General features: G+C 69.6%; 24 protein-coding genes and 1 pseudogene. 12 read left to right on the top strand and 13 right to left on the bottom strand.

The genetic code is table 11. The annotated features are described in order from the left end of the window. Positions 1-384: 384 nt before the first annotated feature. Positions 385-1,731 carry an APC family permease gene (locus tag MKK67_RS22565; protein WP_243969631.1) on the top strand — a complete coding sequence of 449 codons (1,347 nt, stop codon included), beginning with the start codon at positions 385-387 and terminating at the stop codon, positions 1,729-1,731. 67 nt (positions 1,732-1,798) lie between these two features. Here the strand turns inward: MKK67_RS22565 and MKK67_RS22560 are convergent, their stop codons facing one another. The 5 genes from MKK67_RS22560 to MKK67_RS22540 all read right to left on the bottom strand — a co-directional run bounded on the left by MKK67_RS22560 (position 1,799) and on the right by MKK67_RS22540 (position 7,287). Beyond that, the gene (locus tag MKK67_RS22560) at positions 1,799-2,539 is read right to left on the bottom strand and encodes an SAM-dependent methyltransferase (RefSeq protein WP_243969629.1); all 741 of its coding nucleotides are present in this window, start codon (positions 2,537-2,539) and stop codon (positions 1,799-1,801) included. Between the two features lie 79 nt (positions 2,540-2,618). Next, positions 2,619-3,362 (bottom strand): ABC transporter ATP-binding protein, encoded by a 744-nt coding sequence (locus MKK67_RS22555; protein WP_243969627.1) that lies wholly within the window; start codon positions 3,360-3,362, stop codon positions 2,619-2,621. A 5-nt stretch (positions 3,363-3,367) separates the two neighbouring features. Next, positions 3,368-5,218: an ABC transporter permease subunit gene (locus MKK67_RS22550; protein ID WP_243969626.1), complete on the bottom strand. Its 1,851-nt coding sequence runs from the start codon at positions 5,216-5,218 to the stop codon at positions 3,368-3,370. Beyond that, a complete protein-coding gene (locus MKK67_RS22545; RefSeq protein WP_007562633.1) occupies positions 5,215-6,090 on the bottom strand; it encodes a branched-chain amino acid ABC transporter permease in 876 nt (291 codons plus the stop codon). The genes MKK67_RS22550 and MKK67_RS22545 overlap by 4 nt, the downstream gene beginning before the upstream one ends. 33 nt (positions 6,091-6,123) lie before the next feature. Further along, positions 6,124-7,287, bottom strand: a complete 1,164-nt coding sequence (locus tag MKK67_RS22540) for an ABC transporter substrate-binding protein (RefSeq protein WP_243969624.1) — start codon at positions 7,285-7,287, stop codon at positions 6,124-6,126. Positions 7,288-7,461: 174 nt separating this feature from the next. Between MKK67_RS22540 and MKK67_RS22535 the strand changes: the two genes are divergently transcribed. Next, positions 7,462-8,532 (top strand): malate/lactate/ureidoglycolate dehydrogenase, encoded by a 1,071-nt coding sequence (locus MKK67_RS22535; protein ID WP_243969621.1) that lies wholly within the window; start codon positions 7,462-7,464, stop codon positions 8,530-8,532. Positions 8,533-8,738: 206 nt separating this feature from the next. Here the strand turns inward: MKK67_RS22535 and MKK67_RS22530 are convergent. Further along, a pseudogene (locus MKK67_RS22530) lies at positions 8,739-8,854 on the bottom strand (IS5/IS1182 family transposase); the annotation flags it as partial. Between the two features lie 389 nt (positions 8,855-9,243). On the opposite strand from MKK67_RS22530, the gene MKK67_RS22525 reads away from it, so the two are divergent. The 5 genes from MKK67_RS22525 (at position 9,244) to MKK67_RS22505 (ending at position 11,872) form a co-directional block, all read left to right on the top strand. Next, complete coding sequence (locus MKK67_RS22525) at positions 9,244-9,495, top strand: hypothetical protein (RefSeq protein ID WP_243969619.1); 252 nt, start codon at positions 9,244-9,246, stop codon at positions 9,493-9,495. A gap of 49 nt (positions 9,496-9,544) precedes the next feature. Next, positions 9,545-9,697 (top strand): hypothetical protein, encoded by a 153-nt coding sequence (locus MKK67_RS22520; protein WP_243969617.1) that lies wholly within the window; start codon positions 9,545-9,547, stop codon positions 9,695-9,697. Positions 9,698-10,083: 386 nt separating this feature from the next. Continuing rightward, positions 10,084-10,752, top strand: a complete 669-nt coding sequence (locus tag MKK67_RS22515; RefSeq protein WP_243969615.1) for a cell division protein DivIVA — start codon at positions 10,084-10,086, stop codon at positions 10,750-10,752. A 60-nt stretch (positions 10,753-10,812) separates the two neighbouring features. After that, a complete protein-coding gene (locus MKK67_RS22510) occupies positions 10,813-11,325 on the top strand; it encodes a hypothetical protein (protein WP_243969613.1) in 513 nt (170 codons plus the stop codon). 34 nt (positions 11,326-11,359) lie between these two features. Beyond that, on the top strand, positions 11,360-11,872 hold the full coding sequence (locus tag MKK67_RS22505; RefSeq protein WP_243969611.1) for a hypothetical protein: 513 nt from the start codon (positions 11,360-11,362) through the stop codon (positions 11,870-11,872). A gap of 312 nt (positions 11,873-12,184) precedes the next feature. On the opposite strand, the gene MKK67_RS22500 is transcribed toward MKK67_RS22505, so the two are convergent. After that, a complete protein-coding gene (locus MKK67_RS22500) occupies positions 12,185-13,153 on the bottom strand; it encodes a LysR family transcriptional regulator (RefSeq protein WP_243969608.1) in 969 nt (322 codons plus the stop codon). Between the two features lie 80 nt (positions 13,154-13,233). On the opposite strand from MKK67_RS22500, the gene MKK67_RS22495 reads away from it, so the two are divergent. Next, positions 13,234-13,680 carry a cupin domain-containing protein gene (locus tag MKK67_RS22495; protein WP_243969606.1) on the top strand — a complete coding sequence of 149 codons (447 nt, stop codon included), beginning with the start codon at positions 13,234-13,236 and terminating at the stop codon, positions 13,678-13,680. 140 nt (positions 13,681-13,820) lie between these two features. Here the strand turns inward: MKK67_RS22495 and MKK67_RS22490 are convergent, their stop codons facing one another. From MKK67_RS22490 to MKK67_RS22475, 4 genes are all read right to left on the bottom strand, one after another. Next, on the bottom strand, positions 13,821-14,039 hold the full coding sequence (locus tag MKK67_RS22490) for a hypothetical protein (protein WP_243969604.1): 219 nt from the start codon (positions 14,037-14,039) through the stop codon (positions 13,821-13,823). After that, entirely contained in the window at positions 14,036-14,698 is a 663-nt protein-coding gene (locus MKK67_RS22485; protein WP_243969602.1) for an acyl-homoserine-lactone synthase, read from the bottom strand. Before MKK67_RS22485 ends, MKK67_RS22490 begins: the two co-directional genes overlap by 4 nt. An 85-nt stretch (positions 14,699-14,783) precedes the next feature. After that, positions 14,784-15,515, bottom strand: coding sequence for an autoinducer binding domain-containing protein (locus MKK67_RS22480; protein WP_243969600.1), 732 nt, complete (start codon positions 15,513-15,515; stop codon positions 14,784-14,786). A 201-nt stretch (positions 15,516-15,716) separates the two neighbouring features. Beyond that, positions 15,717-16,322: a DNA-3-methyladenine glycosylase gene (locus tag MKK67_RS22475; protein ID WP_243969598.1), complete on the bottom strand. Its 606-nt coding sequence runs from the start codon at positions 16,320-16,322 to the stop codon at positions 15,717-15,719. 320 nt (positions 16,323-16,642) lie between these two features. On the opposite strand from MKK67_RS22475, the gene MKK67_RS22470 reads away from it, so the two are divergent. Then, on the top strand, positions 16,643-18,373 hold the full coding sequence (locus tag MKK67_RS22470) for an adenylate/guanylate cyclase domain-containing protein (protein ID WP_243969596.1): 1,731 nt from the start codon (positions 16,643-16,645) through the stop codon (positions 18,371-18,373). Between the two features lie 44 nt (positions 18,374-18,417). On the opposite strand, the gene MKK67_RS22465 is transcribed toward MKK67_RS22470, so the two are convergent. Continuing rightward, on the bottom strand, positions 18,418-18,873 hold the full coding sequence (locus MKK67_RS22465) for a MarR family winged helix-turn-helix transcriptional regulator (RefSeq protein ID WP_243969594.1): 456 nt from the start codon (positions 18,871-18,873) through the stop codon (positions 18,418-18,420). Between the two features lie 167 nt (positions 18,874-19,040). Here MKK67_RS22465 and MKK67_RS22460 point away from each other — a divergent pair, with 167 nt between their 5' ends. Continuing rightward, complete coding sequence (locus tag MKK67_RS22460; protein WP_243969592.1) at positions 19,041-19,670, top strand: glutathione binding-like protein; 630 nt, start codon at positions 19,041-19,043, stop codon at positions 19,668-19,670. Then, complete coding sequence (locus MKK67_RS22455) at positions 19,667-20,365, top strand: glutathione S-transferase family protein (RefSeq protein ID WP_243969590.1); 699 nt, start codon at positions 19,667-19,669, stop codon at positions 20,363-20,365. The genes MKK67_RS22460 and MKK67_RS22455 overlap by 4 nt, the downstream gene beginning before the upstream one ends. A gap of 289 nt (positions 20,366-20,654) precedes the next feature. Here the strand turns inward: MKK67_RS22455 and MKK67_RS22450 are convergent, their stop codons facing one another. Continuing rightward, on the bottom strand, positions 20,655-21,932 hold the full coding sequence (locus MKK67_RS22450) for an MFS transporter (protein ID WP_243969588.1): 1,278 nt from the start codon (positions 21,930-21,932) through the stop codon (positions 20,655-20,657). Between the two features lie 95 nt (positions 21,933-22,027). Here MKK67_RS22450 and gcvA point away from each other — a divergent pair, with 95 nt between their 5' ends. Next, positions 22,028-22,915: a transcriptional regulator GcvA gene (gcvA, locus tag MKK67_RS22445; RefSeq protein WP_243969586.1), complete on the top strand. Its 888-nt coding sequence runs from the start codon at positions 22,028-22,030 to the stop codon at positions 22,913-22,915. Positions 22,916-23,003 lie beyond the last annotated feature (88 nt).

Below are 23,003 nucleotides of genomic sequence, written 5' to 3'. Positions count from 1 at the left end.
GGTCGTCGCGGTCGTCATAAAGCGACCTTTCGCAAAACTTTCGCGTGTCGGCCTCCGGGCTGTGCGGTGACCGGGCGCGTAAGCGAGAATGCGGCCGCCGAGCGAATGGAGCGTTGCCTAAACGCGGATCGCGTTTCCGCGATGTCGGATGCTCGGCTCGCGTCTCTGCGCTGGGTTCGAAGGCCTTTCCCCTCGCCAGGGCAGTCGACGATCTGAACGGCCATCTCGCACGCGGCAAACGGACGCCTCGGCCAGCCCTAGTCGCGCTTCCGGATTGCTGCGATCCACGAAGAGGCGAGCAAGACGATTGTAACGTCCTGCTGAGGCCGTCTGGGCTTCTGTCCACCCCTGAGGTCCGGCGTCAGGCCATAGCGAACAGGGGTCATGACGGGCACATCTCGCGCCGCTGAACCAGCACCGGCCATCTCCACCCTCGCGGCGACGGCCATCGTCGTCGCCGACATGATCGGCATCGGCGTCTTCACCAGTCTCGGTTTCCAAGTGACGGACATCCCGTCCGGCTTCACGGTGCTGCTGTTGTGGCTCGTCGGCGGTGTTGTCGCGCTGTGCGGGGCGCTCTGCTACGCCGAACTCGCCACGATGTTTCCCCGCTCCAGCGGCGAGTACAATCTCCTCAGCCGGATCTACAACCCGGCGATCGGGTTCATGGCCGGCTGGCTCTCGGCGACCTTGGGTTTCGCCGCGCCCGTCGCGCTCGCCGCCATGGCCCTCGGCCAGTACGGCAAGGCGGTCCTGCCCGGGGCGCCCCCGCTGCTGCTCGGCTTCGCGGCGATCTGGATCGTATCGCTCGTTCACCTGCGGGGGACGCGCCACAGCAGCGCCTTCCAGGTCGGGTTCACGCTGCTGAAGCTCGCACTGATCGCGGCCTTCATCGGCGTGGGCTTCGCCCGGGGCGGCGGCCAGGCGATCAGCTTCGCCCCCGGCGCATTCGATCCGGCGCAGATCGTCAGCGCCAGCTTCGCTGTCAGCCTCGTCTTCGTGATGTACGCCTATTCGGGCTGGAACGCCGCGACCTACATCGTCGGCGAGCTCGCCGACCCGCCGCGCAGCCTGCCGCGAGCGCTCCTCGTGGGGACCAGCATCGTCGTCGTGCTCTCCATCGCGTTGAACGCGGTGTTCCTCTTTACGACGCCTGTCGCCGAACTCGCCGGCCAGATCGAGGTCGCGGTGATTGCCGGCCGTCACGTCTTCGGCGAGGCGGGTGGCCGCATCGTCGGCGGGCTGATCTGCGCCGGCCTGATCCCGGCCATCAGCGCGATGATGTGGATCGGCCCGCGGGTGACCGTGGCGATGGGCGAGGATGTGGCGGCGCTGCGCGTGTTCGCCGGGCGCTCACGACGCGGCGTGCCGGTCGCCGCACTGCTGCTCCAGGCCGGTGTCGCGACCCTCCTGCTGTTCACGCAGAGCTTCGAGGCGGTGCTCGACGTCATCCAGTTCGGCCTGATCGTGTGCTCGTTCCTCACCGTGATCGGTCTGATCAAGCTTCGGATCACCCGGCCCGACCTGCCGCGGCCGTTCCGGGCCTGGGGCTACCCGATCACACCGCTGATCTTCCTCGCGGTCACGCTGTTCATGCTCGTGCACCTTGTCACCGTTCGGCCGCTCCAGTCCCTCGCCAGCCTGCTGCTGATGCTGGCCGGTCTCGGCCTGTACGGCCTCGCAACGGCGCGGGAGCGGAGGAGTGCCCGGATGGCACCGCCGCCGCGGTGATGCGACATCCCTCGGTCGGGGCAGGATCGCGCGACCAATCGCCGACGATCTGGCGACATCGCTCGCGTTAGGGAACGGATTTCACATCGGGCTCGATCGACCGCAGTACGTCGAGCCGATACTCGGCAGTGCGCGACTGCTTCAGGACCCGCGCGAAGTCGTGTGCGCCCGCGATAAAACCTTCGGCCGCCTCGTCGCCGGACAGGGGATAGTGGGTGACGCCGAGCCAGTGGACCAGCACGATGTCCGCTTCCGGGAGCACCGCGCCCCTGACCCGTGCGACCAGGCGGGCAAGGTCGGCGCGGTCGAGATAATAGGCCACCTCGGAGATTAGGATCAGGTCGAACCGGCCCTCCGGCCAGGCGCCTGGAACGGCGGCGAGTTGAAAGCTTACATTCGGGCAATCGGCGCAGCGCGCCCGCGCCGCATCCAGGACCGACGGCACCACATCGAGTCCGACCAGCGCGTCGCAGCGGGGGCAGAGCTCGTGCGTGAACACGCCGATCGAGCAACCCACCTCGAGACCCGAAGCGTAGCGGGCCCGCGGAAGCGCCGCGAGGGTTGCCACGTACTTGGCGCGCTCGTAGGGGCTGGAGGCGAAGCGCCACGGATCCGATTCCGTGGCGTACATGCCCTTGAAGTACTCGGTATCGAGGGTTTTGGATCGACGGCCCGTCGGCGTCTCTGCCGGCGCACCGGAGCCCGTCTCCGCACCGGCGGCCCTGCCAATGCCGAGCATCGCGCTCGTGACGACGGCGCCGCCCGATTGCAGAACGGTGCGCCGGGATGCTGGCTTGCGGTCGCGCACGATAGGCCTCACCGCGCCTTTGGGGATCACAAGAGGCAACCGGGCGTGATCGGGGCGGTTCCGGGGTGCGGCGGTGGCGTCAGGCTGCGCGGCCTCCGAGATACGCGGCGCGGATGTCGTCGTTGGCCCAGAGCGCCTGCGGGTCGCCTTCGAGGACGAGGCGGCCGGTCTCCAGCACGTAGCCGCGGTCGGCGACCGACAAACCCATGCGGGCGTTCTGCTCGACCAGCAGCACCGTCGTGCCGCGGCGGCGCACCTCCGCGATGATCGCGAACACCGCCTGGACGATCACCGGGGCGAGGCCCAGCGACGGCTCGTCGAGGAGCAGCAGGCGTGGCTTGGCCATCAGGCCGCGGGCGAGCGCCACCATCTGGAGCTGGCCGCCCGACAGGGTCCAGCCCAGGGCGTCGCCGAAGCGCCGGATATCGGGAAACAGCTCGAACATCGCCTCGACCTCGTCGCGCAGCACGCGCTTGGCGATGCCGGAGCGGTTCGAGGCGCCGAGCATGATGTTCTCGCGCACGGTGAGCCCCGGGAACACCCGGCGCCCCTCGGGCACGTGAGCGACGCCGAGGCGCACGATCGCCTCGGGCTTCAGGCCGTGGAGCGGTTGTCCGTCGAGCAGGATGCTGCCGCCCGCCGGCTTCACGAGGCCGGAGATCGCCTTAAGGGTGGTCGACTTGCCCGCGCCGTTGGAGCCGAGCAGGGTCACGACCTCGCCCGTGCCGACCACGAACGACAGCCCGCGCACCGCCTCGATCTCGCCGTAGCGGACGGTGAGGTCGCGGATCTCCAGAACCGGGTTCGACAATGCGGTGCTCATCCTGGTCAGGCCGGCGCGAGATCGGTCTTCAGCGCGGTCTTGAGCCCTGCGTCCGGCCCGGTCGCCGCGTCCTCGCCGAGATAGGCCTCGATCACCGCGGGCTCGCGCAGCACGGAGGCGGTGACCCCGTCGGCGATGCGCCGGCCGAAATTCAGGACGGTGACGTGGCTCGCCACGTCGCTGACCAGCGTCATGTCGTGGTCGATGATCAGGATGGTCAGGCCCTTGGCCGCCATCCGGCGCAGCAGCACCGTCAGGGCGTTCTTCTCGCTGGAATTGAGCCCGGCGGCCGGCTCGTCGAGGAGCAGGAGCGTGGGGTTGCCGGCGAGCGCCCGGGCGATCTCGATCAGCCGCTGGTGCCCGTAGGAGAAGCCCGAGATCGGCTCTTGCGCCCGCGCCTCCAGCCCGACGAAGGCCAGGGCCGAGCGCGCGCGGGCCTCCAGCGCCGGCCGGTCGCTTGCGCCGAGGGCGTTGTTCGGGCGCTCGGCGCCGATCACCACGTTCTCCAGGGCGCTCATCGAGCGGAACAGGCGGATGTTCTGGAACGTGCGCCCGATTCCGACTGCGGCGCGCCGGTGCGGGGGAAAGCCCGTGATGTCCTGATCCTGGAGGCGCAGGGTGCCGCCGGTCGGCGTGTAGAGGCCGGACAGGACGTTGAGCGTCGTGGTCTTGCCCGAACCGTTCGGGCCGATCAGCGCGTGGATGCCGCCGCGGGTGACGGTGAAATCGATCGCGTCCACGGCCTTGAGGCCGCCGAAGTACTTGGACAGGCCCGACACGGTCAGCAGGGTCGCCGACGCGTCGCGCTCCTGGCTCAGCGTCAGCTCCGGGGCGGGCGGGGGCATGGACTTCACGGGTCGCAGCCGGCGGACCTGATCGCCCAAGAATCCCCAGATGCCGTCGGGCATGAACACGACGATCAGGATCACCGCGAGCCCGTAGATCGCCAGGTACAGGCCCGGAATCTCCTTGAGGAAGCGCAGCCATTCGGGGATCAGAATCAGCAGGCCCGTGCCGATCACGGCGCCGACCGGCGAGCCGACGCCGCCGAGCAGCGCCATCGTCAGGAAGACGATCGACTCGGCGAAGGAGAATTGGTCCGGGCTGATATAGGTGAAGCTCCCCGCGAACAGCCCGCCCCCCAGCCCCGCCAGCAGCGCCCCGATGGCGAAGGCCGCGACCTTGGTGCGGTAGACGTCGATGCCGCTGACGCCCGCCGCCAGCTCGTTGTCGCGCACCGCCCGCATGGCGCGCCCGAGCCGGGTCCGCGGCAGATGCCAGACCAGCCAGCCGACCACCGCCAGGACCAGCACGCACAGCGCGAGATAGCTCTGCCCGTCCGCGAACAAAGCGGGGCGGCGGATGTTGGGCACCCCGTCCGGGCCGTGGGTGACCGGGATCCAGTTGGTCAGGACCAGGGTGAGGATCTGCTGGAACGAGATCGTCACCATGGCGAGGTAGTGGCCGCCGAGCCGCAGCGTCGAGGCGCCGAGGATCGCGCCGAGGACGACCGCGAGCGCCAGCCCGATCGGCAGGCACAGCCAGAAACTCAGGCCGTGATCGACCGTGCCGAGGCCGACCGCGTAGGCGCCGATCCCGAAGAAGGCGGCCTGGGCGAGGTTGATCTGGCCGCACAGCCCGAGCACGACGGTGAGCCCGATCACCGCGATCGCGTAGGTGGCGGCCTGCATCAAGATGTTGAGGACGTAGCCGCTGAACGGCGTCGTCGCGGCCAGCGCCACGGCGGCCGCGGCGAGCGCCGCGTAGGCGAGGCTGCCGAGCGGCAACGGCCGGGCGGCCCGGGAGGCCGTGCCCGGGAGGGGCGCGGCGGCCGTCGTTGTGGGCTCGGCGCTCATGCTTTCTCCGCCACGCGCTCGCCGAACAGCCCCTGCGGGCGCACGACCAGGAAGGCCACGAGGACGATGAAGGCGAAGGCGTCCTTGTACGGCACCGAGACGTAGGCCGCCCCGAAGGTCTCGATGATGCCGAGCGCCAGCCCGCCGATGATCGCGCCGGTCACGTCGCCGAACCCGCCGATGATCGTCGCGGCGAAGGCCTTGAGCGCGATGGTCGCCCCCATCTGGATCGACACGAACAGGACGGGCGCCACGAGGATGCCGGCGATGCCGCCGAGCACGGCGCTGTAGACGAAGGTCAGCATGATCATGCCGGCGACCGGGATGCCGAGAAGCGCGGCCATCTCCTTGTCCTGCGAGGTCGCCTGGAGCTTCTTACCGACCAGGGTGTGCTCGAAGAACCAGTACTGGAACGCCACGAGCGCCGCGGTCACCGCGATGATCAGGAGATACTGGCTGTCGAGGAAGACCGGCCCGAGCAGGAAGCCTTGGGTCTCGAACACCGGCGGCAGGACCTGCGGCTGCGGCCCGTAGAGGGCGAGCGTGGTGTTGGCCAGGAAGATCGAGGCGCCGATGGTCGAGATGATCACCGGCAGGTAGGTGCGGTGGCGCAGGGGATAGTAGACGCCGAGGTTGAACAGGGCGCCGAGCAGGGCCATCCCGCCGATGGTGAGCAGCACCGAGAGCCAGTACGGCCATTCGAGGTCGACGGCGAACACCACCATCAGGAAGGCCGCGACCATCGAAAACTCGCCCTGCGCGAAGTTCACGACGTTGGTGGCGCGGAAGATCAGCACGAAGCCCAGGGCGACGAGGGCGTAGACCGAGCCGATGCCGATCCCGGTAAAGAGGAGCTGGAGGATCAGGTCCATGTCTGCGTCCGTTCCCCGTCCGCGGCCCCGGATTCAGCCCTGATAGAAGTCGATGCGCCGGTCGAACGTGATCGTGCCCTTGTCGTTGCGCACGACGTTGTAGCCGTGCAGGCCGTCGCCGTTCTTGTCGAAGTTGTAGGTGCCCTCGGCGCCCGCGTGGCCGCGCACCGCCAGCAGCGCCTCGCGGATCGCCTGCGGGTCGGTCTTGCCCGCCTTGTTGATCGCCAGCGCCAGGACCGTCACCGCGTCGAAGGTCCAGGACGACTGGTTGTCGGGGGCGATCTTGGTAGCGGCGCGGTAGGCCTTGCCGTAGGCGCGGGCCGCGTCGCTCGACTCCTCCGCGTAGTCGGCCACCCCGTAGGTGCCATAGAGCGAGGGCCCGGCGAGCTTCAGGGCCGTAACGTTGGTGATCGAGGGCGAGCCGACCCAGGGGGCGGTGACGCCGAGCTGGCGGAGCTGGCGGGCGAAGATGCCGAGGTCGTTCTCGAAGGTGAAGTACGAGCCGATCACGTCGGCCCCCGCCTGCCGGATCGCCAGCACGACGGGCGTGAAGTCCTGGCCCTGGTTGGCGTAGCCCTGGTCGAGCACGACCGTGGCGCCGGCCTTGCCGAGGCTCTCGGTGAGCGCCTTGGCGCCGCTGGTGCCGAAGGCGTCGGTGGAGTGGATGATCGCCCACTTCTTCTTCCCGAGCCCGTTGACGCCGTGCTCGGCGATCACCCGGGCCGAGAAGCTGTCGTTGGGCCGGAAGCGGAACAGCCACGGGTTGCCGAGCTGGGTCAGCACCGGGTCGGTGCCGCCGAAGCACATCGGCTTGCCGGTCTTGAGGATGTCCGGCGCCATCGCGTGGTTCTGCGTGGAGCGGACCGAGCCCAGGAAGCCGACGAGATCGGGCTGCGAGGCGAGCTTGGAGAAGGCCAACACCGCGCCGGGATTGGTGGTCTGGTCGTCCTCGGTGACGATCTCGAGGGGCTTGCCGAGCACGCCGCCAGCCTTGTTGACCGCCTCCAGGGCGATCTTGGCGCCGTTGAGGGCGAAGCGCCCCGCATCCGCGCCGGGCCCCGTGACCGGCAGCACCATGCCGATCCGGACCGTCGCGCCGGCGCCCTGCGCCCGGCTCGATCGGATCACCCCCGGGGCGAGGCCGCTGGCAACCGCGCAAGCGGCACCCGTCAAGAAAACGCGACGCGTCGTCTTCATAGGCATTTCCGTCCCGCCGCCGGTTCTTGTGCCCGACGTTGTTTGTATTGGGCCATGCGGGGCGCTTCATTGTCTATCCCGCGTCACCCGAACCGGTCGCCTTGCGGGTTAAGAAAGCCTAGGATCGTTACCCGAACGCGCCCGATGAGGCGCGACGACGGGAGATGAACCATCATGCGGATCGACGCCGCCGGACTGACCGCCTTCGTGCGGGACATCTTCGTTCGGGAGGGCTGCTCGGAGGCCGAGGCGGGGCGGATCGGCCAGTTCCTGGTGGCCGCCAACCTCACCGGCCACGACAGCCACGGGGTCATCCGGGTGCCGCGCTACGTGGCGTGGCTACGCGACGGCGAACTCGTGGCCGACCGCACCCCCGAGGTACTGATCGACGGCGGCGCCTTCGCGCTGGTGGACGCCCATTACGGCTTCGGCCAGACCGCCGGCCCGTTCGCCACGGATCTCGGCATCGCCAAGGCCGAGGCGCACGGCGTCGCGGTGGTGGCGCTGCGGCATGCCGGGCATCTCGGGCGGATCGGCGAATGGGCCGAGCGCGCCGCCGCCGCGGGCCTCGTCTCGGTGCATTTCGTCAATGTCGCCGGCAGCCTGCTCGTGGCGCCGTTCGGATCGGTGGAGCGGCGCTTCTCCACCAACCCCGTGGCCGCCGCCTTCCCGGTGCCGGGGCGCGATCCGATCGTCCTCGACTTCGCCACCTCGGCGGTCGCCGAGGGCAAGGTGCTGGTGGCCTCGCAGGGCGGGAAGCCCCTGCCCGAGGGCGTGCTGATCGAGCCGGACGGCCGCCTCAGCGCCGATCCGGCCACCTTGTTCGGCCCGCTCGACGGTCCGGAGCGCGACAACCAGAAGGGCCGGGGCGCGATCCGGGCCTTCGGGGAGCACAAGGGCTCGGGCCTGTCGCTGATGTGCGAGTTGCTGGCCGGCGCGCTCACGGGATCCGGTACCGCGGGGCCGGGCAAGCGCCGGGTCTGCAACGGCATGCTCTCGCTCTACATGACGCCGCGGGTCTTCGGATCGGACGACGCGATCGCCACCGAGGCTCGCAGCTACCTCGACTTCTTCACCTCCGCCCGGCCGGCGCCGGGCGGCGCGGTGCTACTACCGGGCGAGCCCGAGCGCCGCATGAAGGCGGAACGCCTCGCCGAAGGCGTACCGCTGCCAGCCCCCGTCTGGGACACGCTGCTCGCCGCCGGCCGGCCGCATGGCCTTGATGGACAAGTCTACTGCTCTTGAAGCATTTGATTGCATATGTATTTATATCTTGCAGCTGTTGCGCAAAATATGCACTTGATGACAATTCTTTAAATAAATAATTCCCTTTTATTATCTCGTGACATAATGAAACCGATATTTACGGTTCAGGTTTAATTTAACTGGATAACAAGCGAGGGCATAACAATTTTACTATCACAAATCTATTTATTATTATAGAATGAAATTTTGTCAGTCGAGTTCGGGCCAGGGGCAGAGCCCCTTCTTTGGCCGGGACAGACGCGCTGTCCAGGCTCGCCCGGCTCCAGTCGATCTCGCCGGCCGCGTGCAAACGCTCTAGCAGCCGCAGCCCATCGATGCAGACGTCGTCGGCGGAGCAACGCCAGCACTACCGGACGCTGACCCGCGCCATGATCTACGCTGCGCTGGAAGATGGATCTTGAATCGTGAGGGGGCGTGGCGGTGCCGTTTCACGTCACGCGCGCGACCCGAACACGGTCCCGGCAAGCCCAATACACGGCGGGTCCGGAGGGGGTCTGTTGCCAAGTGGCTGGATCGGGCCGTCTCCCCGGGATCGGCTGTCACCGTGCCGCTCAAGTCCGACCGCGCGGCGTTGATCCGTGGCGTCATCGTGGGCACAGTGCGCGCCGATCGACAGTATCGAGACCGACAGGACTGGACGCGATCCGTGACGCTCCCCATCGAGCCCCTGACGGCGAAGGGCGACCCGACGTGACGCGCCCGGACATTCCGGCCGACAAGCTGGCCGAGGTGGCTGGGCTGGCGACGGCACTGGCCGACCGTATCCTCGAACAGCACGCCGCGGGTGCGACGATCCCGCCGAAGCAGTTCCACATGCTCGTCACCGCGACCCGGATGCTGCAGGACCACGGCGTCGCGTGGCCGGCGGCGGTCGATCGCGTTCTGACGGAGGTCGCCCGGCGCGCCGAGGCGATCTCGGACGGCGATGACCGCGTCTCATGACCGTGATACGGGTCGTCCGCGCCCCGAAGCGATCCTGGCAGGGCCGGCCATGAATCCTGTCGTCTTGGCCCTGATGGTCGCGCTGCTGACAGCCTGGATCGGGATCGGCATCGTGGTGATCGCCTACGGCACGCCGCTCGGCGTCGCCCTCTACGTCCTGGCCATCGTCGCCACGAACCCGAGGGTCTGGCGGTTGCGGTGACGGATACGCCAGCGATGCGGCGGATCGCGGGGAAGACGCTAGCGACGGCCTCAGATCAGGTAGATGACAGGGGCTGGCTTCGTCTTGATCGGCGCTTGTCCAACCCACACCCCTCATCCTGAGGTGGCGACGCGCAGCGGCGCCCTCGAAGGAGCCCTCCAGGGATCGCGTGGCTGGCTGGAGGGCTCCTTCGAGGCTCGCTGCGCTCGCGCCTCAGGATGAGGGGGGTTGGGTTGGATGATCGTCGATCAGAACCGGACTGACGGTCGTGTCCGTTTCGAGGCGAGCGAAGCCGCCAAGATGCAACCCAAAGGCGAAAATTAAGGTTTTGTTAACCATATCGTGGCCGTCTCGCATCAACCTCCGCTGCCTCCCGGAAGACCTGCATGGCCACGGCTGCCCAATTCCCCTGGCCCACGGTCCTGACGCAGCTCGCTGCCGGCCTGGACGAGATCGCCGCCAAACCGGCCGCCGAGATCCTGCGGCTCCGGTCCTCCCTCGGCGTCGTAGAATCCCCGCCGACGCTGCTGATTGGGGCCGCGGCAGGCTCTGAGCCGCCGACCGTTCCGACCGCCGTGGAACTCGGCTCGCCCGTCGCGGCGGCGCGATCCGAGGGCGTCGACGACTGGATGGGCACCCTCGACATTATCAACGGCATGGCTGGTCTCGCCGACGAGCAGGAGCGGCGCTGGAGGGAGCAAGGCATGTCCCATCAAGCCGCGCTAACCGCGTTGCGTCAGGAGCTCCAGCAAGCCGAGGAGAAGCGTCGCGCGGCGGAGATGCGCACCCGCGAGGTTCAGGCGCAGTCCGACATCCGGCTGCAGCGCGCGCAAGCCGATGCCAACGCCCAGGTTCAGGACATCCGCGCCGAGGCGGAGGCCCGGGTCCGGATGATCCGCACCGAAGCGGAGGCCCTGGTGCGCCAGGCGGAGGAGCGGGCGCGCGTCGCGGACCTGCGCGCCTCCACGGCCGAGCAGTGGCTGCAGCGCATCGATACCGCGGCCAAGAAGCTGCTTTCGGGCGGCCAGGCCAGCCCGGACCGGGCTCCCGCCTGAGCGCCGCATTCGGGCGGCCTGTCGTGCGCACACGACAAGACGCACCAACAGGGACGAACCATGGAACAGGCAAACCCGTCCTCGGCCGCGGCGCCGGACCCGTCCGGGACTGCAGTCCGGGACGCGCAGGAGCCGACGGCACGGTTCGGCGCCGGCAACCTGGTCGTGTTGAGCGCGGCCACGGACGGTCGAGCCCAGGCGCAGGGTCGCGACGCGGAGCTTTTGATGGCGGAGAAGTGGCCGGGACTGCTGGAGCGGGTGCAAGGTGCGGCCCGGCATATCCGCGACGTCGAGGACCGGGCGCAGGAGCAGGAGCTGCACGTCCAGGAACTCCTGGAACAGATGCGGGTCGACATGGATGCGGCCCGGGCGCGGGTGCAGGCCGCCGAGCAGCAGACGCGCGACGTCCATGCGCAGGCCACCCGGATGATACAGGCCGCCGAGGAGCGGGCCGACGCGGCCGAGCAGATGCTCCAGCGCATCGCGGACACGATCGAGGCCGAGTTCGCGGTGCGCCCCGGTCACGAAGCCGGCGAGACACCGGGGGCTCGCGGCCGATCCTCCGCGGCGTGAGGCGCATCGCGATCGGTGGAAGCGTGGGAGCATCATGACGGCGACGATGAACGAAATGTTCTGGACACAGCTCGATGCGCGGATTGCGACGAACCGGCCTTCGCCCGAAGCGCCCGCGACCGCCGAGATCGTCCGATTGGCCGACGCGGTGGATCCGGCGGCAAGTCCTAAGGAGCCCGACGCGGTGACGCCGCACGCCGTGGCGGACTGGACCCGGGTCCTGGACACGATCTCGGTCGCCAAGGATGCGGCCCAGCAGCAGGAGATCCGTCTGCGCGAGCAGGCCGCCGTCCGCGAGGCGCTCGCGGCCGACCTGCAACGCGCCCAACAGGAGATCTTGACCCTCGAGACGCTGCTGCGGGACACGCAGGCCCAGGCGGAGGAGGCTATCCGCGCGGTGCAGGCCCGCGCGGAGGCGCGCATCCGTGACGCGGAGGACTATGCGCGGGCGGCCGATCTACGGGCGGCGGCGGCCGAAGACTGGTTGAGGCGGATCGAGCAGGCCAGCCGGGATCTGTTACCGGGCGACAGGCGCGCCGCCGCTTGAGTGTTCGACCGGGTGCCGGCGTCATGCAGGGTGCGCCTGGCCGGTACTGAAACGCTCGCGGCCGAAGCGGATGCCGGTTCGGCGGCGAGCGCGTCGAATCAGGGACTTGGAGTCGAGACCGCTGGCAACGCGATCGGGAACGGCTCCGGGGTCTGAACGCAATCAGCTTAGCCGTGGGGCGACTGGTTTCGACCCAATCCAGCTGCCCGGACCGCCGTCGGCGCTTCTCCAAAGCGGCTGTTCGTCAGCCGTCCGGCAACTTCGGCTCGGGGCGCACCGTGCCTACTTCGGCTGGAGGTCGGCACGTGCCGATTAGACTTCATCGAGATGGTTCGTCCGGCAGGTCGTCTCCTGAAGGGTTGAGCCCGCCAAGGCGTTCGACAGAGTTTGACGCCACCAGCTGTGTCCAGGATCGTGCTGGAAGCGCGGATGCCACCAGAGATAGGCGTCGCTCGGTGGCAACAGGATCGGTGGCTCTCTGACTTCAACATCGTGCCGCGATGCGCGATCGGTGATCGCCTTCGGCAGCGTCGCGATGAGGTCGGATGCTGCCACCATCCAGATCGCGGCCGGGAAGCTTGGGACCGTCATGGCCACGCGGCGGCGCCGTCCGACAGCTGCCAGAGCTATATCGACGATACCCGTGCGGTCCCCTCCGGTGCTGACGAGCACGTGCGGCAGGGTGGAGTAGGCGTCAAGGTCGAGCGGAGCCGCCAAAGCTGGATGTCCGCGCCTCACCACACAGTGGAACGGCTCGGAGATGACACGCATCCGCATCAACGCGCGGTCGAGCGCCAGCTGCCGCTCGACTTCAGCTCCCGCAAGGACAAGATCTAGACTACCGCTCGCAAGATCTTCAGCGAGCCCCTGGCCGATCGGTCTCACCTGGAAATCCAGGCCGGGTGCTTCGCGCCTGATCCGGCCAAATAGCTCGGGTAGAACCGTGAACTGGGGATAGTCCGGTGTTGCAAGGCTAAAGCACCGCGTCGAGTGCGCCGGATCGAACATTGGCTCTCGGCCCAGCACGCGTTCGAGTTCCGATAGCCCAAGCGACAGTCCGGGACGCAGGGCCAGCGCGCGGGGTGTTGGGCAGAGCGTATTACCGACCCGAACCAGCAGCGGATCTCCGAACCGCATCCGCAATGCCCGCAGCGAATGGCTGACTGCCGACTGCGTGAGGCCGAGGGCGCTCGCCGCCTGCGTCACGCTTCGATGATCGAGCAACGCGTCGAGCACGAGGAAGAGGCGGAGATCGCGCTCCGACACATGACGTGAACTCATGCGCGTATGAGAACGCTTAAGCTCGTCTCATGTCTAGGGCGGTCCTAGAGTTGGACATTCCACAAACAGGGAGCACGCCGATGCACCGGACCGAAACCATGACCTTTGCTGGAACGCTCGTCGACATTTTGGTGACGGGCGAGGAGACCGGCCGGCAGTTCTCACTGCTGCGCATCACCAACCCGCCCGGCGTGTGGACGCCGCCGCACCGGCACTTAAACGAGGAGGAAACCATCTACGTGCTGTCCGGACAGGTCGAGGTTGAGACCGGCGGCAAGACCTGCTCGTTGTCCGTGGGGGAGGCCATGATCCTTCCTCGAGGCCAAGCCCATCGGCTGGGGAACGCCGGTTCTGAAACAGCCGAAGCCCTGGTGTTCTGCACGCCATCCGGCTTCGAGCAGTTCGTCCGAGAGGCAGGTCAGACAGGTGCGACCTCGGCGCCCGCTCAGGTGCCTGACGCGGAGGCTCTGGCACGTCTTGGCAGCCTATCGACACGCTTCGGCATTGAGCTCCTGGCGTCGACCTGACGGTGATGTCCGCTTCCATGTATCGCCGCCCGGAAACGGACCGGCGGCTTCCCACCCGTTGCAGACATCGCCACGGTCAAGCTAATTGGGTTCAGATCCTGGGCCGCCCCGGGTCGTGAAGACGATGCCGCCCCGCCCCCTCAATGCAGCGTGTCGTCCGCGCAAGCCTCGTCCCGTACGTCGCGGGCGAGCGCCCGGCCGACATGCTCCACCAGCGGGCGCAGGGCGGCGAGCAGGCGCGGGTCGCCGAGCTCTTCCGCGGCACGCCACATCTCGATCGCGTGGTGGCCCAGACGCACGATCGCCGGGTCCTCGCCTTCGCGCTTGCAGGCCCGGTCCAGGATGTCGGACATGCTCATGCGTGCAGCCTCCGCTCGGCGGGGATGGGCAGCCGAATCGCCGGCGCCCGCGAGGTGTGCAGGGGCGAGGCGTCGAGGCCGAAGAACCGGCGCGAGTCCGCGACCGTGTCGGGCCCCAGCCGGGCATAGACCGCCAGGATCGAATGGCCCTGATACGTGGTCGGCAGCCCGAGGGGCTCGACGTCCCAGCCGCAGGACATCAGCCGGTTGACCAGGATCGGATGGGTCTGCGCCAGCAGCCCGTCGAGACCGCGCGCCCGCGCCACCTCGGCGGCGGCGGTAAAGATCCCGGCGGTGGCCGGGTCGATCCGGCTGGTGCGCCCCTCGCGCCGGGCCGGCAGCGTCCCGCAGCGGGTCCACTCGTAGATCGTGGCGCCCCGGGGCGCCGGCCCACGCTGCGCCAGCTGCGGGTAGACCTCGGTGAGCAGATGCGGCCGGGTCGTCGGCAGCAGCCGCGTGTAGGCGGTGATCGCGCCGTCTTCCAGATAGGCCAGGTGGATGCAGCCGGGGCCGTCGAACTGGTCGATCTCGCGGCCGTCGGGCCGGCGGCACGCCTCCCAGTTCAGCCGCTCCACGAACAGCGCGTGCCGGAATCGGTAGATCTTTTCCAGCAGATCGCCGTGCTGGGAAATATTGTCGTCGTCGATAACCACAACCATGGATCATTCCCCTTTGGGGGCGTGATGCCGGGTGGTGGGTACGAATGAGCCTCGTAAAATTACGAGGTCGGCGCAGGCCGGGTGGCTAGGCTATGATGCCCTGTCGCATGGCCTCGGCGACGCACTGGACGCGGTTGACCGCATCGAGCTTGCGGGCGGCGTTCCTGAGGTGGAACTCCACGGTCCGCTGCGAGGTGCTGAGGATCTCGGACGCCTCCCAGCTGGTCTTGCCGGCCGCGGTCCAGCGCAGGCACTCGATCTCCCGCGCCGTCAGCCGAGGCGCCTTGCGCACCGGGTTGCGCCCACCCTCGCGGATCAGGGTCTCGGCCCGCTGATAGGCGTAGATCGACACAAGGTGCAGCGCGGCCTTGGCCTCCTCGGACAGGTCGAGCCGGCTGGCGCCGAAGCTGACGCCGCCGCCCGGCCCGCTCAGATGGTGGATCGGGACGCAGAACCCCTTCGACAATCCGAACTCGGTGGCCTCGCCCATCACCCGGGCGGCCCCGGCCTCGTCGGACCGGTAGGGCGCCTCGCTCCACAGGAACGGCTCGGTGGTGCGCTTCACATGGTTCGCCACCGGGTCGATCCGCAGGTAGTCGCGCTCGAAATAGCGTTTCCGCCAGCCTTCCGGCCAGGACGGCACCAGGGCGCAGTTCTGGGTGGAGACCTCGTGCTCCGCCGGCAGGTTGGTGATGATGAAGACATCGTAGCCGAAATACGCGCCGCCCGCCCGCATCTCGCGGAGGATGTCGCTGATCTTCGACGCCTCCTTGAGCCGGGCGACGATGTCAAAAGCCTTCTGGCTGTCCTGGGTCACCGAAAGTCCGAATGCTTGTAATTTGAAAATTTTCCGACCTGTAGTTGCAAAAATTGCCATATCGTCGGGCAAAATCTATACATGAGGTTGCCCGGACGGCCAAGTGGACCCGCGTTGTTCCGGCCGTCTGCAAAGTCGCAGCGCCTGCTGCGCTCCGGACCTTCCCGGCCTCGATCGCGTCTTGAGGCGACGGCTTCAGCATCAGGCGAGATCGGGATCTCTGCGGGGCTCGGGCGGATCTCGCCCGGCGATCGGCGCGACCCGCCGCACCGGCCGGCTGACGAAGCGGGAGCCGGCGAGCAGGAAGCGCCAGGGCGTCTCGGCGCCGCGGGTGATCCCGATGCGCCGGTCCGCCACTACCGGGACCGGCTCCGCCCGGGGCGCGAACCGGAACGGCGCCTCCGCCACCGGCAGGCCGTCCATCGCCCCGGTGATGCCGAGGGCCTGGCACAGGCGGCCGGGCCCGGCGCAGAGCAGCCGCGGATCCGCCAGGCCCCGGCGCGCCGCCATGGCGGCCAGACCCTCGGTCGGCTCGACCGCCCGGAGCAGCACGGCGCTGCCGGGCTCGCAGACCAGGTTCAGGCACCAGTGCAGGCCGTAGGACCGGTAGACGTAGACGTGCCCGGGCGGCCCGAACATGCTGGCGTTCCGCTGGGTCGGTCCGGCGAAGCTGTGGGAAGCCGGGTCGGTCCGGTCATAGGCCTCCGTCTCGACGATGATCCCGCCCGCCTCGCCGACCCGGAGCTGCGCGCCGATCAGGTCCGCGGCCACCGCGGCGGCGCTCCGGGCGAAGAACGGGTCGGGCATCGGGTTTTTCCAAGTGTCATCCAGCCTGGGCAACGCCCGGCGGACGGTTCGGTTGACGGCTCCCGCGCGGCCAGGGCCGGCCCCGGACGCTTCGCACAATCGGGGGACGGACCGCGCGATTCTTCGCCGGAAGTCGGCTGGCGGCAAAGCCCTATCCGGCCGCTTCGAAGGGCGCGCGAAGGTTGTCCCGGCAGGCTTCAGTCCGGTCCTGGCCTGAAACGCACCGACAAGTAGCAATACAACGCAGGCCGCGGCCGCCGTTTGCTGGTACGAAGGCCGGACCAAGCGGGCCCGCTGCCGATCTCGTCGGACCTCCCAGGATGATGCGCACTCCGTCGCTCGCGACGCTCCGATCCGCCGCCGGAAACCCGCCGGCCGCTCCGATCAACCCGCGCGCCCAAATCCGGTCCCTCCTCAGCCTGCGCCGCCTCCGCCTGGGCAGCGGGCTCGTGCTGTTCGCCTACATCCTCACCCACCTGACCAACCACGCGCTCGGCAACATCTCCCTCGACGCCATGGAGGACGGGCTCGAGATCGCCTCCGCCCTGTGGCTCAATCCGCTGGGCCTGGCGCTGCTCTACGGCGCCCTGCTGATCCATCTCGGGCTCGGGCTCCAGGCCCTCTACGCCGCCCGCTACTTCCGCTGGCGTCCCGGCGAGGTGGTGCAGATGGTCTCCGGCCTGCTGATCCCGCCGCTGCTCATCAGCCACATCGCGGCAACCCGGATCGCCTTCGCCACCGAGGGGCTCGACAAGGGCTACGCGCAGGAACTCTACGCCTTCTGGGTCGCCTCCCCGCTCAGCGGCGCGCTGCAGGCGGCGATGCTGGTCATCGCCTGGATCCACGGTTGTTCCGGCCTGTATTTCTGGCTGCGGCTGAAGCCCGCCTTCGGGCGCGCGGCGCCCTGGCTGCTGGCGGTGGCGGTGCTGGTCCCGGTCCTGGCCCTGCTCGGCTTCGTGCAGGGCGGCCGGACGATCCTCGCCCTGGCGCAGGACCCGGCCTGGCGTGCCGTGGCGCTCCAGCCGGTCCATGTCGGGCTGCCCGACCAGGTGGCGCGGCTCGCCGCCATCCGGGACGGGATGCTGACGACCTATGCCGGCCTCATCGCCGTGGTCATCGCCGCCCGCGGGGGCCGGACCCTGACGGAGATCAAGCGCGGCACGATCCGGCTCAGCTATCCCGACGGAAAGGTGGTGCGGGTGCCCCGCGGCACCAGCGTGCTGGAGGCGAGCCGGCGCAACCGGATCCCCCATGCCAGCGTCTGCGGCGGCCGCGGCCGGTGCTCGACCTGCCGGATCCGCGTGCTCGACGGCAGCGACCGGATTCCCCCCGCCGGCCGGGCCGAACGCGCCGTGCTGGAGCGGATCGCCGCCGGGCCGGGGGTGCGCCTCGCCTGCCAGTTCCGGCCCGAATCCGACCTCGCCGTGGTCCCGCTGTTCCCCCTGCCCCCGCGCGTCCGGCAGGCGGACCTGCTCGACCGGGCGCAATCGGGCGAGGAGCGCTTCATCGTGGCGATGTTCGTGGACCTGCGCGGCTCGACCCGGCTCGCCGAGGAGCGCCTGCCCTACGACACGGTGTTCATCATCAACCGCTTCCTCGGCGCGGTCGGCGACGCGGTGCGGGAGGCCGGCGGCTCGACCAACCAGTTCCTGGGCGACGGCCTCCTGGCCCTGTTCGGCCTGGAGACCGACCCCGAGCCGGCGGCCCGCGACGCGCTGCGGGCGGTGGATCTGATCGCCGAGCACGTCGCCACCCTCAACGCGCTGCTGGCGACCGATCTGGAGCACACCCTGCGGTACGGGATCGGCGTCCATGCCGGCCCGGCGATCGTCGGCGCGATGGGCGACGCCACCGATGCCCGCTTCACCGCGCTCGGCGACACCGTCAACGTCGCCTCGCGCCTGCAGGGCCTGACCAAGGTTCTGGGCTGCATCGCGGTGGTCTCGGAGGCGGTCTACCGCGCGGCCAAGACCGCCCCGACGGCGATCCGCGAGATCCCGGTGGAGGGCCGCTCCGAGCCGGTCCGGGTGAGCACGCTGGGGGTGCTCTGATCCGCTGCCTGGGCCATCGACCGGGTCGCGCCCGGCGGATCGCCTCAGTCCGTCAGCTTCGCCAGGAGGCCGGCCAGGGCGTCGGCGCCGGACTCGTCCAGCTTGCGGCCGACGTGATCGGACAGCGCCCTGCTGTAGACGGTCCACATCCTGGCCTGCATGGCCCGGCCGTCCTGCGTGATGACGACCAAGCGGCCGCGGCCATCCTCGCCCGACAGCTCCTTCTGAACGAGCCCCTTGCCTTCGAGGCGGTCGATCAGCCGGGACAGGTTGTACTGCGTCAGCAGGGTCCGCTTCTCGATCTCGAAGGGACGCAGGCGCCCCTCGGTGGCGCGGGCCAGTTCCAGCAGCACGTCGTACCAGCCGAGCGGCGGCAAACCGGCCGCTTTCAGATCGGCCTCGATCGCGGCGAGGACGATCCGTTGCGCGCGCATCAGGCCGATCCAGGCAGCGGTGATCGACGGCGGGACGGGACGGGGCGTATCGGTCGGCTCGGACATGGATGCAGATACATCTATCTTGACGGGCGGAGCGGGTACATGCTATTGCATCTATGTCGCTCTGGACAGGCCGTCACGGCCGATCCGGCCGAGGTCACGGAACCGCGCCCCTTTCGCCCACGCAACGTCGGGCGCTTTCCTCGGGGTACTTGCCGAAAGATCACGCCATGAAGCTCTATTACGCGACCGGAACCTGCTCGCTCTTCCCGCACATCGTTGCCAACGAGGTGGGCCTTCCCCTCGACCTCGAACGGGTCGACATCGCCCGGACGCCGCACGTCACCGAGGACGGGAGCGATTACGGCGCCGTCAACCCGAAGGGCTATGTCCCGGCGCTCAGGCTCGATGACGGTGCGATCCTCACGGAAGGCATCGCCATCGCCCTGTATCTCGCGGAGCTGAAGCCCGAACGCGGCCTGGCGCCGGCCCCCGGAACGCGCGAGCGGGCCGCGCTGCAATCCTGGCTCACCTTCGTCGCCACGGAGTTGCACAAGCTGTACAGCCCCTGGCTGTTTCACCCGGATTACGGTGCGCAGGCCCAGGACGTGGCCCGCCGGAAGATCGGCGAAAGGCTGGCCTTCGTGGAGCGTCATCTGGCGGGCGGCGGTCCGTTCCTGCTCGGCGAAGGCTTCACGGCGGCCGACGCCTACCTGTTCACGATCGTCGGCTGGTCCGCCTACACGAAGATCGATCTGTCCGGATTCCCGCAGGTGCGCGCCTTCCTCGACCGCGTCGGCGCCCGCCCTGCGGTCCGCGCGGCGCGGCTGGCCGAGGGGCTGGAGGAGACGGCAGCATGACGACCGCAAGACGCGGGGCGCCGGCCCTCACGCTGGTCAGTCACCCGCTCTGTCCCTACGTCCAGCGCGCCGCCATCGCCTTGGCGGAAAAGGGGGTTTCGTTCGAAAGGCGGTCCGTGGATCTCGCCGCCAAGCCCGCGTGGTTCCAGGCGATCTCGCCGCTGGGCAAGGTTCCGCTGCTGATCGTCGGCCGGGCGGACGGCAGCGAGGCCGTGCTGTTTGAGAGCGCCGTCATCTGCGAATACCTGGAGGAGACGCAAGCCGGCCCGGCGCTGCATCCGCGCGACGCGCTCGACCGGGCGCGCCATCGCGGCTGGATCGAGCTCGGATCGGCGATCCTGTCCGATCTCTGGGGTTTCGAGACGGCCACGGACGCAGCGACCTTCGCGTCGAAGCGCGCGGCGCTCGTGGCCAAGTTCGCGCGGGTCGAGGCGGCGCTCGGCGACGGTCCGTTCTTCGCGGGCCCCGCGTTCAGCCTGGTCGATGCGGCGTTCGCGCCGGTCTTCCGGTATTTCGACGTGTTCGACACCGTGGCGCCGACCGACGTCTTCGAGGCCTGCCCGAAGATCACGGCCTGGCGGGCGGCCCTCCGGACCCGGGACAGCGTCCGAAGCGCCGTCCCCGAGGATTACGGCGACCGGCTCAAGGGCTTCCTGACAGCGCATGACGCGTGGCTGCTGAAGCTGGCCGCTTGAACGCGCCCCGTCGGGGCCGCCCTCCCCCGGCGAGGTCCGCCGGATTCACACATCTTCCGACGAAGTACGCGGGGTCCCTCGCCCAAGCGGGATACGCGCCTCTCCCTCCCCCCTCTGCGGGGGAGGGTGGCCCCTGCGTCAGCAGGGGTCGGGAGAGGGGAACCCGGCGTCCGAAACAGGCGGAGCGGACGTGACGATCACAGCCTGATTCTGCACCGTCGCTCCCCTCTCCCGACCCCCTCCGGGGGCCACCCTCCCCCGCAGAGGGGGGAGGGAGAGGCGTGGCGTTTCAGGCGCGTGCTTCCGACCCCGATATTTGATCCTTGAACTTAGCCAGATGGCGGGACAGGGCCAGCATGAGCGGCACCACGGCGAGCGCCGTCGCGGCGGCGGCCACCGCCGCCCAGCGGGGGCCGGCCGCGTCCCCGAGCTGGCCGTAGAGCAGCGGCGCCGCGAGCGCGCTGCCCCCGAGCGTGCAGGTGTAGAACACCGCGAACGCCCGCTCGACCCGGCCGCCAGGAGCTAGTTCCGGCACCGTGCCGTACAGGACCGACGAGGTGCCGTTCAGCATCACGCCGAGCAGCGGCAGCAGGATCAGCGCCGGGGCGAGCGGCAGGGCGATCACGGCCAGGATCGCCGCGGCGGTCCCGGTCTCGGTGAGCAGCACGGTCCGGGTCACGCCGAGGCGCTCGCCAAGCCGCCCGCACACGGCCTTGCCCAACGCGCCGCCGATGAACACCAGCGAGAGCGCCAGCCCCACCGTGGTCAAGGCCGCGCCCTTCTCCTGCAACAGGAACGGCAGGTAGAGCAGAAAGGCCGGGCGGGCAGCGTTGTCGAGGGTGCCGATGGCGACGAGCAGTCCGAAGCCGGGCCGCGCGCCCGCCCCGTCGCCGGAGCGCGCAGAGCGCGCCGCGCCCTTGGACCTCTCGGTGTGTGAGGTGGGATCACGCGGTAGCCAGCGGGCGACGCCGAGGGCGACCGCCACGCCCAGCCCGGCGATCACCCAGAGGGCGGAGCGCCAGCCCGAGAGGGTCAGCAGGAAGCCGACCAGCGGCGGCACGGCCGCCTTCCCGAGATCGCCGGTGAAGTTGTAGGTGCCGAGCGGGCCGCGCGCCGCGGCTCCGTAGGCCCGGGCGATCACCGTCGAGGCCAGCGGATGCTGCGTGCTGCTGCCCGCGCCCCCGAGCAGCAGGCCGGCGCAGAGGCCGAACAGCCCGCCCGACGCCCCGGCGAGCGCGTAGCCGCCAGCGCTGAGCAGCGTCCCGAGCACCAGCACCGTGCGGGCGCCGAGCGATTGGGCGAGCCAGCTCGCCGGCATCTGCAGGGCGGCGAGCGCGCCGTTGTAGAGCGAGCGCAGCAGCGCCAGCGCCACGTAATCGAGGCCGAACTCGGCCTGCCAGACCGGCAGCAGCACGTAGATCAGGTCGGTGTAGCCGTCGTGCAGGGCGTGGTTGATCCCGGTGACCACGAGGGTGCGCTTGTCCTCGATGCGCTTGTCCTCGATGCGCTTGGCCTCCCGGTCCGGGACGGCGTCGAGCGAGGCGGTGAACTCCGATGCGCGGGCCATCCGGCGATCCTTGATGATTCCACCACAGGATGCGGGTCTCGCGCCCGGCTGACAAACGCCTTATGCTGACGCTCGCGTGAGGAAACCTGACACGCATGCATCGTCGCCTACCGCCGCTCAACGCCGTCAAAGCCTTCGAGGCTGCGGCTCGCCACGCCAGCTTCACCCGCGCCGCGGACGAGCTGCGCGTCACCCACGGGGCAGTGAGCCGGCACGTGCAGATGCTCGAAGCCTGGCTCGGCGTGCCGCTGTTCGAGCGCCACAACCGGCGGGTGGTGCTCACCGAGGCCGGGCGCAGCTACGCCGCCGAGATCGGCGCCGCCCTCGACCGGGTCGCCCTCGCCACCGCCCGCCAGGTGGAGCGCGGCCGACCGCGCCTGCTGCACGTCAACGCGCTCGCGACCTTCACCCTGCGCTGGCTGATCCCGCGCCTGTCCGGCTTCCAGGTCGCCCATCCGGCCATCGAGGTCCGGCTGACCACCTCCAACGTGCCGCTGGCGAGCCTCGCCGATCCGTTCGACGTCGCGATCCGCGGCGGGCCGGATACCCGGCCCGGCCATGTCGGGCAGCCGTTCCTGACCGAGCGGCGCAGCCCCGTCTGCAGCCCGGCCCTGCTGGAGCGCCTGCCCCTGCAGGAGCCGGAGCAGCTGCGTCACCACACGCTGCTGCACGCGGCGACGCTCCCGCAGGTCTGGCCGCACTGGCTGCGCGCCGCCGGGGTGCCGGACCTGATCCCGCAGGCCTCCGTGACCCTGGAGCATTTCTACCTGACGCTCCAGGCCGCCCTCGACGGTCTCGGCGTGGCGATGGGCCCGGAGCGCCTGATCGCCGACGACGTGGCCGCCGGCCGCCTGACCTGCCCGTTCCCGGGCCCGTCCCTGCCGGCGCGGAGCTACTACACCTACGTGCCGGAGGCCCGGGCCGACGATCCGACCGTGCGCGCCTTCTGCACCTGGCTCACCGCGGCGGCGCGGGACACCTGAAGCGCCGGGGATGGCGTCGGGGGTCGGACTGGCGCAAGGATGGTTCTCAGGAACGCGTTCGGCGGCGGCGTCAGCGCCGGCGGGCGGA

The organism is Methylobacterium sp. J-072 (genome assembly GCF_022829425.1).
Classification (GTDB): Bacteria; Pseudomonadota; Alphaproteobacteria; order Rhizobiales; family Beijerinckiaceae; genus Methylobacterium.
Note: the sequence above shows the minus strand (reverse complement) of the source record. Positions and strands in the feature narration are given on the sequence as shown.

Bases quoted from the DNA above. Each gene is read 5' to 3' on its own strand.
- MKK67_RS22565 (WP_243969631.1), top strand. From the start codon at position 385: ATGACGGGCACATCTCGCGCCGCTGAACCAGCACCGGCCATCTCCACC.
- MKK67_RS22555 (WP_243969627.1), bottom strand. From the start codon at position 3,362: ATGAGCACCGCATTGTCGAACCCGGTTCTGGAGATCCGCGACCTCACC.
- MKK67_RS22550 (WP_243969626.1), bottom strand. From the start codon at position 5,218: ATGAGCGCCGAGCCCACAACGACGGCCGCCGCGCCCCTCCCGGGCACG.
- MKK67_RS22545 (WP_007562633.1), bottom strand. From the start codon at position 6,090: ATGGACCTGATCCTCCAGCTCCTCTTTACCGGGATCGGCATCGGCTCG.
- MKK67_RS22540 (WP_243969624.1), bottom strand. From the start codon at position 7,287: ATGAAGACGACGCGTCGCGTTTTCTTGACGGGTGCCGCTTGCGCGGTT.
- MKK67_RS22535 (WP_243969621.1), top strand. From the start codon at position 7,462: ATGCGGATCGACGCCGCCGGACTGACCGCCTTCGTGCGGGACATCTTC.
- MKK67_RS22520 (WP_243969617.1), top strand. From the start codon at position 9,545: ATGAATCCTGTCGTCTTGGCCCTGATGGTCGCGCTGCTGACAGCCTGG.
- MKK67_RS22515 (WP_243969615.1), top strand. From the start codon at position 10,084: ATGGCCACGGCTGCCCAATTCCCCTGGCCCACGGTCCTGACGCAGCTC.
- MKK67_RS22510 (WP_243969613.1), top strand. From the start codon at position 10,813: ATGGAACAGGCAAACCCGTCCTCGGCCGCGGCGCCGGACCCGTCCGGG.
- MKK67_RS22505 (WP_243969611.1), top strand. From the start codon at position 11,360: ATGACGGCGACGATGAACGAAATGTTCTGGACACAGCTCGATGCGCGG.
- MKK67_RS22500 (WP_243969608.1), bottom strand. From the start codon at position 13,153: ATGAGTTCACGTCATGTGTCGGAGCGCGATCTCCGCCTCTTCCTCGTG.
- MKK67_RS22495 (WP_243969606.1), top strand. From the start codon at position 13,234: ATGCACCGGACCGAAACCATGACCTTTGCTGGAACGCTCGTCGACATT.
- MKK67_RS22490 (WP_243969604.1), bottom strand. From the start codon at position 14,039: ATGAGCATGTCCGACATCCTGGACCGGGCCTGCAAGCGCGAAGGCGAG.
- MKK67_RS22485 (WP_243969602.1), bottom strand. From the start codon at position 14,698: ATGGTTGTGGTTATCGACGACGACAATATTTCCCAGCACGGCGATCTG.
- MKK67_RS22475 (WP_243969598.1), bottom strand. From the start codon at position 16,322: ATGCCCGACCCGTTCTTCGCCCGGAGCGCCGCCGCGGTGGCCGCGGAC.
- MKK67_RS22470 (WP_243969596.1), top strand. From the start codon at position 16,643: ATGATGCGCACTCCGTCGCTCGCGACGCTCCGATCCGCCGCCGGAAAC.
- MKK67_RS22465 (WP_243969594.1), bottom strand. From the start codon at position 18,873: ATGTCCGAGCCGACCGATACGCCCCGTCCCGTCCCGCCGTCGATCACC.
- MKK67_RS22460 (WP_243969592.1), top strand. From the start codon at position 19,041: ATGAAGCTCTATTACGCGACCGGAACCTGCTCGCTCTTCCCGCACATC.
- MKK67_RS22455 (WP_243969590.1), top strand. From the start codon at position 19,667: ATGACGACCGCAAGACGCGGGGCGCCGGCCCTCACGCTGGTCAGTCAC.
- MKK67_RS22450 (WP_243969588.1), bottom strand. From the start codon at position 21,932: ATGGCCCGCGCATCGGAGTTCACCGCCTCGCTCGACGCCGTCCCGGAC.
- gcvA (WP_243969586.1), top strand. From the start codon at position 22,028: ATGCATCGTCGCCTACCGCCGCTCAACGCCGTCAAAGCCTTCGAGGCT.